At 62.4% G+C, this 16,483-nt stretch carries 21 protein-coding genes; 12 read left to right on the forward strand and 9 right to left on the reverse strand.

Annotated features, from left to right (window positions below; genetic code table 11):
* The first annotated feature begins 88 nt into the window (after positions 1-88).
* Positions 89-1,123, forward strand: coding sequence for an NADPH-dependent curcumin/dihydrocurcumin reductase (gene curA, locus AC07UB_RS00845; RefSeq protein ID WP_494652504.1), 1,035 nt, complete (start codon positions 89-91; stop codon positions 1,121-1,123).
* 148 nt (positions 1,124-1,271) lie between these two features.
* On the opposite strand, the gene AC07UB_RS00850 is transcribed toward curA, so the two are convergent.
* Positions 1,272-1,961: a hypothetical protein gene (locus AC07UB_RS00850; protein ID WP_492789517.1), complete on the reverse strand. Its 690-nt coding sequence runs from the start codon at positions 1,959-1,961 to the stop codon at positions 1,272-1,274.
* A 162-nt stretch (positions 1,962-2,123) separates the two neighbouring features.
* Between AC07UB_RS00850 and AC07UB_RS00855 the strand changes: the two genes are divergently transcribed.
* Both AC07UB_RS00855 and AC07UB_RS00860 read left to right on the forward strand, forming a co-directional pair.
* Positions 2,124-2,546: an MAPEG family protein gene (locus AC07UB_RS00855; protein WP_494652501.1), complete on the forward strand. Its 423-nt coding sequence runs from the start codon at positions 2,124-2,126 to the stop codon at positions 2,544-2,546.
* Between the two features lie 26 nt (positions 2,547-2,572).
* The gene (locus AC07UB_RS00860) at positions 2,573-3,874 is read left to right on the forward strand and encodes an RsmB/NOP family class I SAM-dependent RNA methyltransferase (protein WP_494652499.1); all 1,302 of its coding nucleotides are present in this window, start codon (positions 2,573-2,575) and stop codon (positions 3,872-3,874) included.
* A 6-nt stretch (positions 3,875-3,880) separates the two neighbouring features.
* Here the strand turns inward: AC07UB_RS00860 and AC07UB_RS00865 are convergent, their stop codons facing one another.
* The gene (locus AC07UB_RS00865) at positions 3,881-4,255 is read right to left on the reverse strand and encodes a nuclear transport factor 2 family protein (RefSeq protein WP_494652497.1); all 375 of its coding nucleotides are present in this window, start codon (positions 4,253-4,255) and stop codon (positions 3,881-3,883) included.
* A 143-nt stretch (positions 4,256-4,398) separates the two neighbouring features.
* Between AC07UB_RS00865 and guaA the strand changes: the two genes are divergently transcribed.
* Positions 4,399-5,994, forward strand: a complete 1,596-nt coding sequence (gene guaA / locus AC07UB_RS00870; protein WP_494652495.1) for a glutamine-hydrolyzing GMP synthase — start codon at positions 4,399-4,401, stop codon at positions 5,992-5,994.
* Positions 5,995-6,003: 9 nt separating this feature from the next.
* Positions 6,004-6,603: a YdeI/OmpD-associated family protein gene (locus tag AC07UB_RS00875; protein WP_494652493.1), complete on the forward strand. Its 600-nt coding sequence runs from the start codon at positions 6,004-6,006 to the stop codon at positions 6,601-6,603.
* Positions 6,604-6,641: 38 nt separating this feature from the next.
* Here the strand turns inward: AC07UB_RS00875 and AC07UB_RS00880 are convergent, their stop codons facing one another.
* Positions 6,642-7,292 carry a Vgb family protein gene (locus AC07UB_RS00880; protein ID WP_492789507.1) on the reverse strand — a complete coding sequence of 217 codons (651 nt, stop codon included), beginning with the start codon at positions 7,290-7,292 and terminating at the stop codon, positions 6,642-6,644.
* Positions 7,293-7,322: 30 nt separating this feature from the next.
* Positions 7,323-8,543, reverse strand: a complete 1,221-nt coding sequence (locus tag AC07UB_RS00885; RefSeq protein ID WP_494652490.1) for a helix-turn-helix domain-containing protein — start codon at positions 8,541-8,543, stop codon at positions 7,323-7,325.
* A gap of 126 nt (positions 8,544-8,669) precedes the next feature.
* Here AC07UB_RS00885 and AC07UB_RS00890 point away from each other — a divergent pair, with 126 nt between their 5' ends.
* Together AC07UB_RS00890 and AC07UB_RS00895 are read left to right on the forward strand one after the other, a co-directional pair.
* Positions 8,670-9,452, forward strand: coding sequence for a DUF899 domain-containing protein (locus tag AC07UB_RS00890; RefSeq protein WP_494652488.1), 783 nt, complete (start codon positions 8,670-8,672; stop codon positions 9,450-9,452).
* Positions 9,449-9,739 (forward strand): hypothetical protein, encoded by a 291-nt coding sequence (locus tag AC07UB_RS00895; protein WP_494652486.1) that lies wholly within the window; start codon positions 9,449-9,451, stop codon positions 9,737-9,739. Before AC07UB_RS00890 ends, AC07UB_RS00895 begins: the two co-directional genes overlap by 4 nt.
* On the opposite strand, the gene AC07UB_RS00900 is transcribed toward AC07UB_RS00895, so the two are convergent.
* The 4 genes from AC07UB_RS00900 to AC07UB_RS00915 all read right to left on the reverse strand — a co-directional run bounded on the left by AC07UB_RS00900 (position 9,729) and on the right by AC07UB_RS00915 (position 11,390).
* Entirely contained in the window at positions 9,729-10,280 is a 552-nt protein-coding gene (locus tag AC07UB_RS00900) for a disulfide bond formation protein B (RefSeq protein WP_494652484.1), read from the reverse strand. The genes AC07UB_RS00895 and AC07UB_RS00900 overlap by 11 nt on opposite strands.
* A gap of 8 nt (positions 10,281-10,288) precedes the next feature.
* A complete protein-coding gene (locus AC07UB_RS00905; RefSeq protein ID WP_494652482.1) occupies positions 10,289-10,447 on the reverse strand; it encodes a DUF5993 family protein in 159 nt (52 codons plus the stop codon).
* A gap of 125 nt (positions 10,448-10,572) precedes the next feature.
* The gene (locus tag AC07UB_RS00910; RefSeq protein ID WP_492789501.1) at positions 10,573-11,055 is read right to left on the reverse strand and encodes an SRPBCC family protein; all 483 of its coding nucleotides are present in this window, start codon (positions 11,053-11,055) and stop codon (positions 10,573-10,575) included.
* The gene (locus tag AC07UB_RS00915; protein WP_492789500.1) at positions 11,052-11,390 is read right to left on the reverse strand and encodes an ArsR/SmtB family transcription factor; all 339 of its coding nucleotides are present in this window, start codon (positions 11,388-11,390) and stop codon (positions 11,052-11,054) included. Before AC07UB_RS00915 ends, AC07UB_RS00910 begins: the two co-directional genes overlap by 4 nt.
* Positions 11,391-11,538: 148 nt before the next feature.
* Here AC07UB_RS00915 and AC07UB_RS00920 point away from each other — a divergent pair, with 148 nt between their 5' ends.
* The 3 genes from AC07UB_RS00920 (at position 11,539) to AC07UB_RS00930 (ending at position 14,000) form a co-directional block, all read left to right on the forward strand.
* The gene (locus tag AC07UB_RS00920) at positions 11,539-12,123 is read left to right on the forward strand and encodes a 2'-5' RNA ligase family protein (protein ID WP_494652479.1); all 585 of its coding nucleotides are present in this window, start codon (positions 11,539-11,541) and stop codon (positions 12,121-12,123) included.
* A gap of 33 nt (positions 12,124-12,156) precedes the next feature.
* Positions 12,157-12,507, forward strand: coding sequence for an ArsC family reductase (locus AC07UB_RS00925; protein ID WP_494652477.1), 351 nt, complete (start codon positions 12,157-12,159; stop codon positions 12,505-12,507).
* A gap of 161 nt (positions 12,508-12,668) precedes the next feature.
* Complete coding sequence (locus AC07UB_RS00930) at positions 12,669-14,000, forward strand: dicarboxylate/amino acid:cation symporter (protein WP_494652475.1); 1,332 nt, start codon at positions 12,669-12,671, stop codon at positions 13,998-14,000.
* A gap of 24 nt (positions 14,001-14,024) precedes the next feature.
* Here AC07UB_RS00930 and AC07UB_RS00935 read toward each other — a convergent pair whose 3' ends face one another.
* On the reverse strand, positions 14,025-14,627 hold the full coding sequence (locus AC07UB_RS00935; RefSeq protein WP_494652473.1) for a PAS domain-containing protein: 603 nt from the start codon (positions 14,625-14,627) through the stop codon (positions 14,025-14,027).
* A 350-nt stretch (positions 14,628-14,977) separates the two neighbouring features.
* Between AC07UB_RS00935 and AC07UB_RS00940 the strand changes: the two genes are divergently transcribed.
* Complete coding sequence (locus AC07UB_RS00940) at positions 14,978-15,733, forward strand: ABC transporter ATP-binding protein (protein WP_492789495.1); 756 nt, start codon at positions 14,978-14,980, stop codon at positions 15,731-15,733.
* 28 nt (positions 15,734-15,761) lie between these two features.
* Complete coding sequence (locus AC07UB_RS00945; protein ID WP_494652713.1) at positions 15,762-16,478, forward strand: ABC transporter ATP-binding protein; 717 nt, start codon at positions 15,762-15,764, stop codon at positions 16,476-16,478.
* The last annotated feature ends 5 nt before the right edge of the window (positions 16,479-16,483 follow it).

A 16,483-nucleotide genomic window follows, 5' to 3' on the forward strand; every position in this document is an offset into this window, starting at 1 on the left:
GCCGCCGCGGTTGCGTTGCGCCGCATGGCAATGCCACCCGCTCTCGGCTAAATAACGCTCACGTCCATCAAGAAACCGAGGAAACGCCATGTCCCAGTCTGCCAAGCGTATCGTTCTCGCATCCCGTCCCGTCGGCGAACCGAAGCCGAGCGACTTTCGCCTTGAGGACTATCCGGTGCCGACGCCGGGTGACGGACAACTCCTGCTGCGCACCATCTGGCTGTCGCTCGATCCGTACATGCGCGGGCGCATGAGCGACGGGCCGTCATATTCCGCGCCGGTGCCGATCGACGGCGTGATGGAAGGCGGCACTGTCGCCGAGGTTGTCGCCTCGAACAATCCTGGCTTTGCGAAGGGCGACATCGTGCTCGCGCATTCGGGCTGGCAGCAATACGCGCTGTCTGACGGCAAGGGATTGCGCAAGGTCGACCCGAAGATCGCGCCGATCTCGACGGCGGTGGGTGTGCTCGGAATGCCCGGTATGACGGCCTACATGGGCCTGCTCGAAATCGGCAAGCCCAAGGCCGGCGAGACGGTGGTGGTCGCGGCCGCGTCGGGGGCGGTGGGCTCTGCGGTCGGACAGATCGCGAAGATCAAGGGCGCGCGCGCCGTGGGCATCGCGGGCGGCAGGGACAAGTGCGATTACGTCAAGAAAGAACTCGGCTTCGACGAGTGTCTCGACCATCGCGATCCGAACCTCGCGGCCAAGCTCAAGGACGCGTGTCCGAAGGGCATCGATGTTTATTTCGAGAACGTCGGCGGCAAGGTGTTCGACGCGGTGTTTCCGCTGCTCAATCCGTTCGCGCGGATTCCGGTGTGCGGTCTGATCGCCGACTACAACACGATCTTCGGCAAGGACACGCCGACACCGCCCTGGGCCAATTCGATCATGCGCGCGATCCTTGTGAAGCGTCTGAACTTCCGCGGCTTCATCGTCAGCGATTTCGCGGACAAGTTTTCCGACTTCATTCGCGACATGCCGCAGTGGGTCCGCGAGGGCAAGGTCAAGCACCGCGAGTTCGTCACCGAGGGTATCGAGAGTGCGCCGGAGGCGTTCATGGGCCTGCTCAAGGGCGCGAACTTCGGCAAGCAGCTTGTGCGCGTTGCGCCGGACAAGGCGTAAGTTTTACGGCGGGCCTGCCGTCGCGTGATTTGCAGGATGACGACCGCGCAATTGCGGCCGCCATCCTGCAACACCAGATGAAAATTGTTTGGTGATTTAAATCAGTCGCAGACAAATGGTTCGGTCATGAAATTCCTGGACGCGTGCTTCACAGCACGCGGTAACGGATGGCGAAGCTGTCGTCCGGCGCGCCGCGTGAGGTCCCGGTGCGTCCGTTGGGGACAACGCGATCGACCATGTGCCACGGCCCGAAGTCGTCGGACGGGCTTGGGTTGGGCGGCAGGCGCAATTTGAAGGCGCGCTGCGCCTGACCCGGCAGGCTAAGAACCACCATACGATCCGATGTCCTGAACTTCAGCGGTACGGAACCGCGCAGCACCGTGCGGCCGTCTTCCGTCGCGGCCAGATGGTCGTCGAGTTGCGCCAGCGTCTGATTGAGGTCGGTGAGCAGTTCGACCTGCGCTTCGCGCTTCAGGTCGCTGATGGCCGCCGCCTGCGGCAGCCGGATTTCAAACGCGACGGCGGGTGCCTTGGTCATGAGGCCGAGATGCGCGAGCGCCGCGCTGCGCAGGCTGTAAGCGCCCGCCGCCAATGCGCCGGTCATGAGAACGACGCCGAGGCTGCGAACAGCAAGGCCGCGCACCGTCCTGACGTCGCCCTTGATAGTCAGTGTGAGCACCACGGCCGTCAAGAATCCGGCGACCGCAGCGAGCGGGCCGATGACAATGAATGCATCGAGGTTCTCCGGACCGCCAAGGGATGCTGCGATTGTCGCGGCAGCGGCCGCGCTTCCGAGGGCTCCCAGCACGCCGGACAAAATCGAGACGATATAAAGCATCGCGGCACCCGTTGCGGCCCAGCCAACGGCCGGACGCTTATCCTTTCCATGCGTTGGTCGCGCCAGTCTGTGAGGAGGTTCACAGTTCTCCTGAGCCGATTGTCAGGGCGGGAGGGGGCGGCTATAGCGGAACGGCGTATATTCTGGCATTGGGGGGCTCAAATGACACTTCAGATGGTTCTGTTGCCGGTCTTCGTTCTCGTGCTGCTGACATTCATTCTGATGTTCAGGATGTTCTCGGTGCGCACCGGCGCGCTCAAAAACCGCGAAGTCCGAATGTCCGACATCGCCGTCGGCCAGAAGGCATGGCCAACCAAGGCGGCTCAGGTCAGCAATGCCTATTCCAACCAGTTCGAACTGCCGGTGCTGTTTTTTGTGCTGATCGCCATTGCATTGCCGCTGCGGCAGGCCGATCTCATCACCGTGCTGTTGTCATGGGTGTTCGTGGTGACGCGCTACGTTCATGCGGGCATTTACGCCACCTCGAACAACCTGAAACTGCGTTTCTCGGCTTTCGCGGCCGGAGCGCTTGTTCTTCTCATCATGTGGGTCTACTTCGCGCTCAAGATATTGCTCGCGATCTGACGACCGGCCACTTCTGAAAGACCATCATGACGCCTGCCGCGCGGCTGTCCGCAGCCATCGAGATTCTTGGAGCCATCGACGCGCAGCGCGTTCCCGCGCCGAATGCGTTGAAGGACTGGGGCACCGCGCATCGCTTTGCCGGATCCGGCGACCGTGCCGCGATCGCGGGGCTGGTGTTCGACGTGCTGCGCCGCCGGGCGTCGTCGGCGTGGCTGATGGACGCGGATACGCCGCGCGCGCGGTTGCTCGGGATGCTCAAGCTCGAACGCGGGCTGGATGCTGACGCGGTCGCGGCCTTGTGCGACGGCGGACGTTTCGCGCCCGAGCCGCTGACCGATGCCGAGCGCGCGGCTCTGACCTCAAGGACACTCATTGATGCCCCCGCGCATATCGCGGGCGATTATCCCGAATGGCTCGATCCGCAGCTTGCCGCCGTGTTCGGCGATGCGCGGGTGGCGGAGGCCACTGCGATGGCCAGCCGCGCGCCGCTCGACCTGCGCGTCAATACGCTGAAGGCGAAGCGCGAGAAGGTGCTGGGTTCGATGAAGCATCTGGGCGCGAAGGCCACGCCGTGGTCGCCGATCGGATTGCGGATCGATCTCGGCGCCGACGCGCGCAATCCCGGTATCCATTCGGAGGAAGACTTCATCAAGGGCGGCGTCGAGGTGCAGGACGAAGGTTCGCAACTCGCCGCCCTTCTCAGCGGCGCGAAGCCCGGCGAGCAGGTGATCGACATGTGCGCCGGCGCGGGCGGCAAGACGCTGGCGCTCGCCGCGATGATGCAGGGCAAAGGAAGACTGATCGCGACCGACCACGACAAGCGCCAGCTTGCACCGATCCACGAGCGGCTGTCGCGCGCGGGCGTTCACAATGCCGATGTGCGCACCCCGAAGGGGCCGGACGATACATTGAGCGACATCAAGGCGTCGGCCGATCTTGTGGTGATCGACGCGCCCTGTACCGGCACCGGGACATGGCGTCGCAACCCGGACGCGAAATGGCGGATGCGCCCCGGCGCGCTCGAGGTTCGCGTCAAGGACCAGATCGCGGTGCTGGATCGCGCGGCGTCGCTCGCCAAGCCCGGCGGGCGGATCGCCTACATTACGTGTTCGGTGCTGCCGCAGGAGAACAACGAGCAGGTCCGCGGTTTTGTGAGCCGTCATCCTGAATTCGCGGTGGTGCCGCCGTCGCAGGTGGCTTCGGTGCTGTGGGACAAGGCGGACGATTTCACCGCCGCCACGCTGCAATCGGACGAGGGGCTGCTGATGACCCCGCGCCGGACCGGCACCGACGGGTTTTTTGTGTCGGTTCTGACGCGCCGGATCTAAAATGTATCAGCCGTGAATATGGTTGGCTGATCCCTGTACGATCTTGCCGTCGGCATTTAAGCGCAGATACTCGCAGATCTCGTGTCCGAGTTCATCGCGATAGAACACCACAAGGCTGTCCGGACTGACGAAGGCATTGATCAACGTGAAATGGAGCTTCGGGCGCAGGGGCAGGGCGCGGCCCCAATAGGCGCGAAGGTTGTCCTTGCCGCGCAGCCGTCCGTTCGGATCGAAACCCAGCTTGATGATCTTGTCCGAGACCATTTCGCTGTCGTCGGCATAGAGCGCCAGGACCCCGTCGAGATCGCGTCTGTTCCAGGCGCCAATCCAGGTGTCCGCGAAGGCGGTCCTTTGTTCGAGCGTCCTCTCCAGAGCTTGCATGTTTCTCTCCTATCTTATAATTAGGTCAGTATTATTGACCTAATTTAAGGCAAGTCAACCGGGAGCTCTTTGATGGGTGGATTGCGTCGGCGTGCATGCTTTGCCGGGTTGCGACTCCGCCCCCCGTCGCGTATTTCCTCTCCATGACAGCACACAGCCAGACTGCCTCCGCGACGCCCGATGTGGCGGCCGCGCACGAGAAGATTCTCATCGTCGATTTCGGCTCCCAGGTGACGCAGCTCATCGCGCGGCGCGTCCGCGAGGAGGGTGTTTATTCGGAGATCGTTCCGTTCCAGAAGGCCGAAGCGGCCTTCCGCGAGATGAAGCCGAAAGCGGTCATCCTCTCCGGCGGGCCGGCCTCGGTGCTCGATGCCGATGCGCCGTCCGCGCCGATGTCGATCCTGACCGCAGGCGTGCCGGTGCTCGGCATCTGCTACGGCGAGCAGACCATGGCGCAGCAACTCGGCGGGACCGTCGAGGCCGGGCACCATCGCGAATTCGGCCGCGCGCTGATCGAAGTGACCGATAACTGCGCGTTGTTTGAGGATGTCTGGAAGGTCGGCGAGAAGCATTACGTCTGGATGAGCCACGGCGACCGCGTCACCAAGCTGCCCGACGGATTTCGCGGTGTGGCGAAAGCGCCGGGCTCGCCGATCTCCGTGATCGCCGACGACAAGCGCAAGTTCTATGCGATGCAGTTTCACCCCGAGGTGGTGCACACCCCGGACGGCGCGAAGCTGATCAAGAATTTCGTCCGCAAGGTCGCGGGGCTGACCGGCGACTGGACAATGCGCGCCTTCCGCGAGGAAGCGGTCGAGAAGATCCGCGCGCAGGTAGGCAAGGGCAGGGTGATCTGCGGCCTGTCGGGCGGCGTCGATTCATCTGTCGCGGCGATCCTGATTCACGAAGCCATCGGTGAGCAGCTGACCTGCGTGTTCGTCGATCACGGCATGTTGCGCAAGGATGAAGCCAAGACCGTCGTCGACTTGTTCCGGCACCACTACAACATCCCGCTGGTGCATGTTGACGCGTCGAAGACATTCCTCGGTGAGCTTGAAGGCGTCACCGATCCGGAAGTGAAGCGCAAGACCATCGGGCGATTGTTCATCGATGTGTTCGATGACGAAGCCAAGAAGATCGGTGGCGCGGATTTTCTGGCGCAAGGCACGCTCTATCCCGACGTGATCGAAAGCGTGTCGTTTACCGGCGGTCCGTCCGTCACGATCAAGTCGCATCACAATGTCGGCGGCTTGCCCGCGCGCATGAACATGAAGCTGGTCGAACCCTTACGCGAACTCTTCAAGGACGAGGTGCGCGCGTTGGGTCGCGAACTCGGCCTGCCGGATGTGTTCGTTGGCCGGCATCCGTTTCCGGGACCGGGGCTTGCGATCCGCTGTCCGGGCGAGATCACCCGCGAGAAGCTCGACATCCTGCGCGAAGCGGACGCGGTCTATATCGACCAGATCCGCAAGGCGGGTCTCTACGACACCATCTGGCAGGCCTTCGCCGTGCTGCTGCCGGTGAAGACCGTGGGCGTGATGGGCGATGGCCGGACCTATGAGTACGTCGTCGGCCTGCGCGCGGTGACGTCCACCGACGGCATGACCGCGGACTTCTATCCGTTCGACATGAAGTTTCTCGGCGAGACCGCGACGCGCATCATCAACGAGGTGAAGGGCGTCAACCGCGTGGTCTACGACGTGACGTCGAAGCCGCCGGGAACGATCGAGTGGGAGTGAGACGGCGAGATGGCGCCAGTCATCGTCGATCCCGAAAAAATTCGCGCGTTCAAGGACGCCGCGAGCTTTTACAAGTGGCTCGCCAAGAACCACGATAAAGCCGGCGAAGTCTGGATCAAGATCCACAAAGTGGATTCGGGCCTCAAGTCGATCACGCCCAAGGAAGCCATCGATGTCGTGCTGTGCTGGGGCTGGATCGACGGCCAGCGCAAGGGGTTCGACGACCGGAGCTTCCTGCAGCGCTATTCGCCGCGCACCAGGAAAGGTACCTGGAGCCAGATCAACGTCGATAACGTCGCGCGGCTCGTTAAAGAAGGCAGGATGACCGTGCACGGCCTGACGCATGTCGATGCCGCCAAGGCCGACGGGCGCTGGGACCGCGCCTACAAGAGCGGCAAGGACATGAAAATCCCCGCCGATCTGCAAGCGGCCATCGACGCCGAGCCAAAAGCCAAGGCCATGCTTGCGAAACTCAGCGCGCAGAATCGTTTCGCGCTGGCATTCCGTACCCACAACATGAAGACGGAAGCCGGGCGGTCGAAGAAGATCGAGACCTTCGTCGCCATGCTCAAGCGTGGCGAAACGATCTATCCGCAACGCAAGAAATGAGCGCAGCGCGATCTGCTCGCGGGAGTTTGCATAAGCGCTTAGACAGTCTTGGAGGCTCGCTTCGGCCGGCGCACGGCTCTTATTTTTCCGCTCGGCCCGCCGCCGCAAAAAAGCCGATCGCCGCCGTCGGACTCGAGTCCCGAAATGCCCATTCCCGGAGGCATGGCGAGTTCCTCGATGACGTCGCCGGTTTGAGGATCGATGCGCCGCAATTCGCTGTTGTCGCCCTCCCATGTGCCGTGCCAGAGCTCGCCATCGACCCAGGTGACGCCGGTGACAAAACGGCTCGATTCAATGGTGCGCAGGATCGCTCCCGTCTCGGGATCGACCTGATGGATTTTCTTGTCCCGATACTGCCCGACCCAGAGCGAGCCTTCGGCCCACGCCATGCCTGAATCGCCGCCGTTGCCGGGCGCCGGGATCGTCGCAAGCACGCGGCCGGATTTCGGATCGACCTTCTGGATGTTCTTTTCAAAAAGCTGAAACACATAGCGTCCGTCGAACGCCGTTCCGGCATGCGCGGGGACGTCGAGCGTCCGCACCGTTTTGCCGCTTTCGGGATCGAGGACATTCAGCCGGTCGCCGGACGCAAACCAGATGCTCTGGCCGTCAAACGTGACGCCATGCACGGCCTCGACGCCGGGAAACGGTCCGTACTCGCGAAGAATTTCGGCTGCTGCTCGTTTCATGTTTCCGTCTCCATTGTTGATGGCTCCAGCCTAGCCACCCGGCAGAGCAGCCGGGAGTAACAATGCCGTCGTGAATCCCGCCACGGGCGGTGTCATCCAGCGGCGCGCGCGTGCACGGCCGAACGATTGGACCTTGCCTGCATCGCCAAGCTCATCGAGCGCCCGCTGCACGGTCCGCTGGCTGGCGCCGAGCGCCAGGGCGAGCGCCGAACTCGACCACGACTCGCCGTCGGCGAGGAATGCGAGCACCGACGCGTGCTCTTCTTCGACGGGCGTTGCCAATACGACGACATCGCGCGCGCGAAGCGGCGCAAGCGCGAACCCGTCTTTGGTCGCGGTCACGTCGACCACCGGCCGCAACGCCTTGCGAAGCCGTCCGATCTCGACGCGCAGCCGCGCGCGATGCGATTCATCGGCGTGCTTTGCGCGGAATGTTCGCGCGAGCAGCGCGCTCCGCGACACATCTTTCGGCCACGCTTCGGCGAGCGCGCGGGCAAGCGTGAACAACACCGGCCGCCGTGCGAGCGAGATCGTCGTGCCCGCGTAACGCACGGCATAACGGCACGCATCCACCACCAGCGCTTTCGATGCCAGCAATGCTTCGACCTCTTCAAGCAGGAGCGTGCGCTCCTCGCCGTGTGCAATGAGCCGTGCCGCGGGCGTGCTCAGGACACGTGAGGCGCTTTCGACCTCCGCCAGAAGCGACGGGATACGGGCGTCGCGCGCCGCGCGTCCGGCGCGTGCGAGCGAGGCGTACGCGTCCTTGGTCCGAAGTCGCCGCATCGCGATCCCGGCCACGACCAGTTCGTGCGCGGCCCGCCATGCGGGCGGAAAGGGCGCCGGATCGAGCTTGGCGAGCGCGCGCTCCGCCTCGTCGAGGCGTCCGATCAGGAGAAGGCGCCTGACTTCAAGATGCCGCGCATGGGCGGCATTCACCCAGTCGTTGTGTTTCTCGAGGGCCATGCGGGCCGCTTCGAGCGGCTTGGTGGGCCAGCCGAGATCCCGCGAGACCAGCGCAATCTCTGCCTCGGCGACGACGCACCTCGCGCGGGCCACGGCTTCCTTTGGCCCGAAGGCACGCGCGGCCTTTTGCAGGAGGGTTCGTGCCCGGACGAGATCGCCGAGTTGCGCCATCGCGATGCCGCGAAGCGCGAGGGCAGGCGGGTCGTCGCGCAGTGCAACCCTGTTCAATGCGCCGAGAGGATCACCCGACGCGAGCGCGTGGGCCGCTGCCGTGATTAGCGAGTCCATCTGAATCCCGACACACTTGTCACTCCCACTGTCCGGCGGCCCGGCCCTAATCTAACCCACGACCGCCAGCCAGCAAGCCGTATTGGGATCGAACGGCGGGGCGATGACGCCGATGGAGAACAGATCATGACGACAGGCAAGAACGGCAAGAACGAAATGAACACACCACCAATCGTGTCGCCGCAGGAGTGGGAGGCCGCGCGTCAGCAGCTTCTCGTCAAGGAGAAGGCTCAAATGCGCGCGCGTGATGCGCTGGCGGCCGAGCGCCGGCGGATGCCGTGGATGGCGGTGGAAAAGACCTACACGTTCGATGGCCCGAACGGCAAAGTGAGCCTGCTCGATCTGTTTAATGGCCGCCGCCAACTCATCGTCTACCGCGCCTTCTTCGAGCCCGGCGTGCACGGCTGGCCGGAACATGCCTGCATCGGCTGTTCACTGGGGGCCGACCAGGTTTCCAACCCCGTCCATCTGAACGCGCGCGACACGACCCTCGTGTATGCCTCGCGCGCACCGCAGGCCGACATCAAGCGCCTGAAGGCGCGGATGGGCTGGGAGAAAATCCCATGGGTCACCATCACCGACAGTTTCGACGCCGACTTCGGTGTGGACGAGTGGCACGGTCACAACGCCTTCATCCGCGACGGCGAGCGCATTTTCCGCACCTACCTCATCAACAGCCGCGGCGATGAGGCGATGGGCACCGTCTGGAGCTACCTCGACATGACCGCGCTCGGACGTCAGGAGGTGTGGGAGGACTCACCGAAGGGCTATCCGCAGGAGCGGCCATACAAGTGGTGGAACTGGAACGACAGTTACGTCGCCGGCGCGGCGCCTGATCCGAAGTGGGTCGCGGTGTCGGATGCCGGAGAGGAGGCGTTCCGGAAAAAAGACGGGGGTGCGCAGACATGAGCGCCGCCTGTTCAGGCGCACCGGACGGCGGGCCGGTGCCCGGCAACGCAGGCGCGTTCCGCGCGGCCGAGTGGCTGAGTCTCGCGGCAGCGCCGACCTTCGCCATCATGGCGCTGCTGACAGGTGTTCTCGGTGAAGGGATGCCAGCGATGCTGTGCTCGAGCGGACAAGGCGCGTCGCCGCTCGGCGGCATGGCCGCGATGTATGTGCTGATGAGCGCGTTCCATGTGACGCCCTGGCTGAAACTGATCTCGGCCCGGCGGAACGGGGGCCGCGTCAGCGCTTGAGCAACTCATACACAACGGGGTTATCGGCGCACGCGCCGAAGCCGCATTCCAGCAGCGTCGATATCACGTTCAATGCGACAAGCCCGATGACGAGCCAGACTGCGACGCGCGCAAACGCTCCCGCTGAAGCCGCAGGCTCGCTATTGTTTTTGTCGAACTGGCTGTCGAACAGCAGAATGGCTGACAGCATCACGATGGCGGCGATAAATCCCAGCAAGGCCCACGTATAGTAGTGATAGCCGAATATCGCGGAGCCGTAGCCGGAATCCCCCGGCATGATGTGAAGCAGAACCTGTCGGGTCGATACCACCGCGCCGATGACGGCAGCGAACAGCGACAGCGCATAGTGGCTGGGCCGCGGCCCGAAGCGGATGTTCAGGATCGGCCCGATGGCGAGTGCCGCGAACATGACGCGCTGGAGGAGGCACAGCGGGCAGGGCAGTTCATTCAGCAGCAACTGTGCTGCGAATGCCGCCGCAAGGAGGCCCGCCACGGCGTAGAGGCTGAGTGCGTTGAGGCTGATCGCGCGCGCTGGGGTCATGATGTGCCTCAGAACGACAGCTTCAAGGCATCGGTCGCGTGATGCAGAAAGGTGGCCGCGCACGCGATGAGCACGGCGGCGGACAAGGCCAGCGCGAGGGATCGCGAACCGCGCCATGCGACGAGCATCACGATCGCGATCGTCAGAAACAATGCGGTAAATTCCATCCTCACCCCCGGGCAGCCGACCACTTACCCTATGACAGATTCGGTGGTCGGCGAGCGGCGGTTCAGGCAATGACGGCCATTAGCCGGGCGGTGAGCAAGGAGCGCCCACGATTCCGTCGCCAAAACTATCCCTTCACATAGGCCGCCAGCTTTTCGAGCGTTTGCATGCCGAGTTCGACCGCGCCGAATTTCGTAACCGCATTGCGCGCTTCGACCGATGGGAAAATCGAGCGCATCGTCAGGAGCGTCCGGCTTGTGCCCAAAGCCTCAAAAGTGACAGTGACGTCGAAGGCGCGAGGATCGTCGTCGATGTCCGAGTCGTGGCGATAGGCGAGGCGCTCTGCCGGTTTGATCTCACGGTAGGCGATGCGGTTCGGATAGTCCGTGCCGTCCGGTCCGTGCATGGTGAAGCGAAACAGGCCGCCGACGCGAAGGTCCATCGCGTGCACCGTGATGGTGAAGCCGTTCGGGCCGTACCACGTCTTCAAAGCTTCGGTGTCGGTGAAGGCACGGAACAGCGCCGCCGGAGCGGCGTCGAATTCGCGTTCCATCGTGATGGTGGGCTGGTCTTCCGGCGCGCTCGCCTTGACCTTGAGAGTTGTCGTCATGTGTCCGTTTCCTTTGGCTGGATGTCTTTCAGATACAGATCGAGCTTGCCGAAGCTCTCCTCCCAGAACCGCCGATACTGATCGAGCCATTCCGTGACGTCCTTCAGCGCCTTGGGCTCCAGCCGGCAGGGCCGCCACTGGGCGTCGCGGCTGCGCGCGACAAGGCCTGCGCTCTCCAGAACTTTCAGGTGCTGGGAGACGGCCGGGAGGCTCATGGCGAATGGCTTTGCCAGTTCCAGAACCGAGGTTTCGCCGAGCGCAAGACGCGCAAGGATCGCGCGCCGCGTGGGGTCGGCGAGAGCCTTGAAAGTGCCGCTCAGAGCATCGCTGGGCATGGTCATCTCTTATTTAAGTAGATGCTTAAATACAGCCGGGCAGGCCGGCCGTCAAGCCGGAAACGGCCTCTGAGGCACCGACGCGGCCCGCCGCTTTACAGGCCGAAATGTTCATGATTTGTTCCCATATGAAATCGGAGTGCGTATCATGTCCGAACAGCTTGTATTGCCGGGATTTGAAAGTCCGCCGGAGCCGACCGACAATCTGTTCCTGGCGTTCGTCCCGCCTATCACGAGCGTCCCCGCGATCGATGAGCGGATTCAGCAATGTCGCAGGGATCACGGACTGAGCGGCAAGGCGCTTGCGTCGTCATGTCTTCATGTCTCGTTGCACAGTCTCGGCAAGTACAACGGTGTGCCGCCCGGACTTGTGGATACGACGCATGCGGCGGCGGCTGCCGTGTCCATACCGCCGTTCGAGGTGTGTTTCGATCATGCGTTGAGTTTCCATAACAGGAGAGCAAGGAGGCCGTTCGTGTTGCGCGCGTGCGGAGACATGGCCGCGTTGACCGCATTTCACCGGAGCTTGGGTGAGGTCATGACAAAAGCCGGGCTGGGACGCTGGGTGACGCGGCATTTCACGCCGCACATGACCTTGCTTTACGATCAGCGCATTGTTGAAGAGCGCGCGATCGAAACATTGGGGTGGACCGTGACGGAGTTCGTGCTCGTGCACAGCCTTGTGGGGCAGGGCAGGCACATACACCTCGCGCGCTGGCCGTTGCGTGGCTAAAGTTCGGTTCGTGAATTTACCTGAGGATACGCCTTGCCCATCACAATCTACGGCATCAAGAACTGCGACACGATGAAGAAGGCCCGCGCGTGGCTGGACAAGCATCGCATCGACTACAGCTTTCACGATTACAAGACGGCGGGCATCGACAAGGAGCGTCTTGAGAAGTGGAGCGCGAAGGTCGGTTGGGAGACGCTGCTGAACAAGGCCGGCACCACGTTCCGGAAACTTCCCGACGCCGAGAAAGAAAATCTCACCGAGAGGAAGGCGATGGCGCTGATGCTGGCCCAGCCGTCGATGATCAAGCGTCCCGTTCTCGAGACCGGCGGCAAGCTGCTGGTCGGCTTCAAGCCGGACATTTACGAGACGTCGATCAAGCGGTGAGTTGATGCGTCGGAGCGGGTTTGAACTCCGCGGAGGGGTTCCGCATCACGAGAGCGTGGAAGGAGGTCTGCGGAGTATGGATTTTGCTTGAGGGGTGCGGCATTCTGGCGCACGTTCCGCGGACGCACGTTTTTACCGCCGCCCCTCGCAGGATACCTCCAATGACCGTGACCACCGCCTCGTCAGCACCGGCCTCAACGCGATCGCCCTGGTACAGCATACTCTATATTCAGGTGCTGATCGCCATCGCGCTCGGCGTCCTGATCGGTCATTTCTATCCGAACACCGGCAAGGCGCTGAAGCCGCTCGGGGACGGCTTCATCTCGCTGATCAAGATGATGATTGCACCGGTCATCTTCTGCACGGTCGTGCACGGCATTTCCTCGATGGGCGATCTCAAGCGTGTTGGCCGCGTGGGACTCAAGGCGCTGCTGTATTTCGAAGTCGTGTCGACCATCGCGCTGCTGGTCGGTCTGCTCGTCGGTGAGATCATCCAGCCCGGCAGCGGCTTCAACATCGATCCTGCGACGCTCGATCCGAAAGCGGTCGCGACCTACGTCCACAAGGCGAGTGAAGACGGCATCGTCGCGCACCTGATGGCGATCATTCCGGAAAGCTTCATCGGCGCGCTCGCCAAGGGCGATCTGTTGCAGGTGCTGCTGGTGTCGATCCTGTCCGGTTTCGCGATTGCCTTTCTGGGACCGGCCGGCGAGCCCATCGCACACGCCATCGATATGGCTGCGAAGGTTTTCTTCGGCGTGATCCGTATCATCGTGCGCGCCGCGCCGATCGGTGCTTTCGGTGCGATGGCTTTTACGGTGGGCGCTTACGGTCTCGGCGCGTTGTGGAATCTGGCAGCGCTGATCGGCACGTTCTACTTCACCAGCGTTCTTTTCGTCCTGCTGGTGCTGGGCGGCATCGCGCGGTTCTCGGGATTCTCCATCCTGCGATTCATCGCCTATATCAAGGATGAGCTTTTGATCGTGCTCGGCACCAGTTCATCCGAAACGGTGCTGCCCAACATGATCAAGAAGATGGAGCGGCTCGGCGCGTCGCGCGGTGTCGTCGGCCTCGTGATCCCGACCGGCTACAGCTTCAATCTCGACGGCACCAACATCTACATGACGCTGGCGACGCTGTTCCTTGCACAGGCCACCAATACGCATCTCACGATCTGGCAGGAGCTTGGCATTCTCGGTGTCGCGATCGTCACGTCGAAAGGCGCATCGGGCGTCACCGGCGCAGGCTTCATCACGCTGGCGGCGACGCTTGCGATCGTGCCGGATATTCCGATCGCGTCGCTGGCGATCCTGGTCGGCATCGACAAGTTCATGAGCGAGTGCCGCGCCCTGACCAACCTGATCGGAAACGGCGTCGCCACCGTCGTCATTAGCCGATGGGAAGGTGAACTCGACAAGGACAAGCTGCACGAGGCGATGGCGCATCCCATCGAGATCGGCGAGGAGATGGAGCATACCCGCGCGGCGGCCTGAACCGCTTCGCGGGCTCACGCTGCCCTAGACGAACTCGATCGCATCGCCGGGCGCGATGCGGCCGGGGGGCTTGTGGAACAGATCCTGATTGATGACGGCGCGAAGTTTGTAGCTCGGCTCCACGTCGTTCGCGCGCATCAGGTTGCGGATTTCAAAGCCGCCGTCATCGCTGATCGTCTTCAGTGAAGCGATGATCCAGTCGACGCCTGCTCCGTTCGAGAAGGGCATCAGGAGGCGCTCGTAATCCACCTTGCGGCCGTACAGGTCGTTGACCTGCGAGATGCTGAAGACGGGAAGTCGCTGCCGGACACATTCCTGGTAGATAGGCATGACCGCGGGAGCGAGTTTGGCGCCGAGATATTCATCGAGATAACGGCCTTTGCCGGTCGTCCCGTAAGCATTCGACATGCGCGTGCCGTCGCTGTCGATCACAAAGCGGAGTGCATCGCCGGCGCCCTTGACGACGATGTAGACGAGATCGTCGCGTTCGTCGGCAAGACGGTCGGGTTGATAGGCGTCGAACGTCGGCAGACGTTCGTGCCTGGCATAAAGCCGCAGCCAGTAATTCAGGAGCTCGCGCTGCTTGATAGATTTTACGATCGCCGGGGCTGCGCTTAAAAAATCCATCGCTGAAATCCCAAAATGAAATAGCTAAAAATTCATTGCCAGCAATCTTCCGTCTTGGGTTGAAATTTTCAGTGAAAGCCGAATCAAGCCCGGAAACAGGCTTAACGGATCGTTTCCGGAGCGGCGCAAAGCGGCTGGCGCGAGCTTGGGCAGTGGCGTCTATTATACTTTTTGCAGATTACGCACGTTCCGCTGGGCAGCATTGCACCTTGCGCAACGCTTACAATTCGCTGCATATTCTCGCCCGAGCTGTCGGTCCTTGCGAGGTTTTCCCTGAAAATCTTGAGGGTACGGCTGCCAAAAACGGTCACACGCGAGCGCTCGCGTGAAGGCTGACAGGGGGAATTCGCTTGTCTGATGAGTTTATTCTTGAAACCCACGGATTGACGAAAGAATTCGCGGGTTTTGTGGCCGTGAGTGACGTCAATCTACGGGTGCGGCGGGGGAGTATTCACGCTCTGATCGGCCCGAACGGTGCCGGGAAGACCACGTGCTTCAACCTGTTGACCAAGTTCCTGAAGCCGACGCGCGGCCAGATTCTCTATAAGGGGCAGGATATTACGGCAATGGCGCCGGCCGATGTGGCCCGGCTTGGCCTGGTCCGGTCGTTCCAGATTTCAGCGGTGTTTCCGCACCTCACGGCGCTGGAGAACGTGCGCGTCGCCTTGCAGCGTCAGCACGGCAACTCGTTTGACTTCTGGCGCTCGAAGTCCGTGCTGGATCGTTTCAACGACCGCGCGCGGGATCTGCTCGACGATGTCGGGCTGAGCGAATTTGCCAATACGCCTGCGGTGGAAATGCCCTACGGGCGCAAGCGCGCGCTGGAAATCGCGACCACGCTGGCGCTCGATCCCGAAATGATGCTGCTGGATGAGCCGATGGCGGGCATGGGCCATGAGGACATCGACAAGGTCGCGGCGCTGATCAAGCGGATTTCGCAGAAGTATACGATCCTGATGGTCGAGCATAACCTGAACGTCGTCGCCAACCTGTCCGACACCATTACTGTCCTGACGCGCGGCAAGGTCCTCGCGGAAGGTGACTACGCCACGCTCTCGAAGCATCCGCAGGTCAAGGAAGCCTATCTGGGAGCGGGCCATGAATAATCCCGCCATGACCATGAATAATTCCGCCATGAACAGCGTCGCAGGCTCTCCGGTTCTCGCTGTCAAGAATCTGGAAGCGTGGTACGGCGAATCCCACATCCTTCACGGCATCAATTTCGATGTGCGCCCCGGTGAGGTCGTCACGCTGCTCGGCCGCAACGGCGCCGGCAAGACCTCGACGCTCAAGTCGGTGATGGGAATCATTGGCAAGCGCACCGGCTCGGTATCGTTCGAAGGCCAGGAAATCATCCGCATGTCGTCGGACAGGATCGCACGCCTCGGCGTGGCGTTCTGTCCGGAAGAGCGCGGCATTTTCGCAAGCCTCGACGTCAAGGAAAACCTGTTGTTGCCGCCGATCATTCGCGGCGGCGGCATGTCGCTCGACCAGATCTTCGATCTGTTCCCGAATCTCAAGGAACGCCTCGGCAGCCAGGGCACGAAATTGTCCGGCGGCGAACAGCAGATGCTGGCCATCGCACGCATCCTGCGCACCGGCGCGCGGTTCCTGATGCTGGACGAACCGACCGAAGGTCTTGCCCCGGTCATCATTCAGCAGATCGGCAAGATGATCGCGCGGCTGAAAGCGGAAGGCTTCACGATCCTGCTGGTCGAGCAGAACTTCCGTTTCGCCGCGACCGTTGCCGATCGCTTCTACATCGTCGAGCACGGCAAGATCATCGACACGTTCGCAAACTCGGAACTCCAGGCCAACATGGAGAAACTGCACACCTATCTCGGTGTGTGAGCCGC

The sequence above is a fragment of the Afipia sp. GW821-FHT04G03 genome (assembly GCF_059419985.1).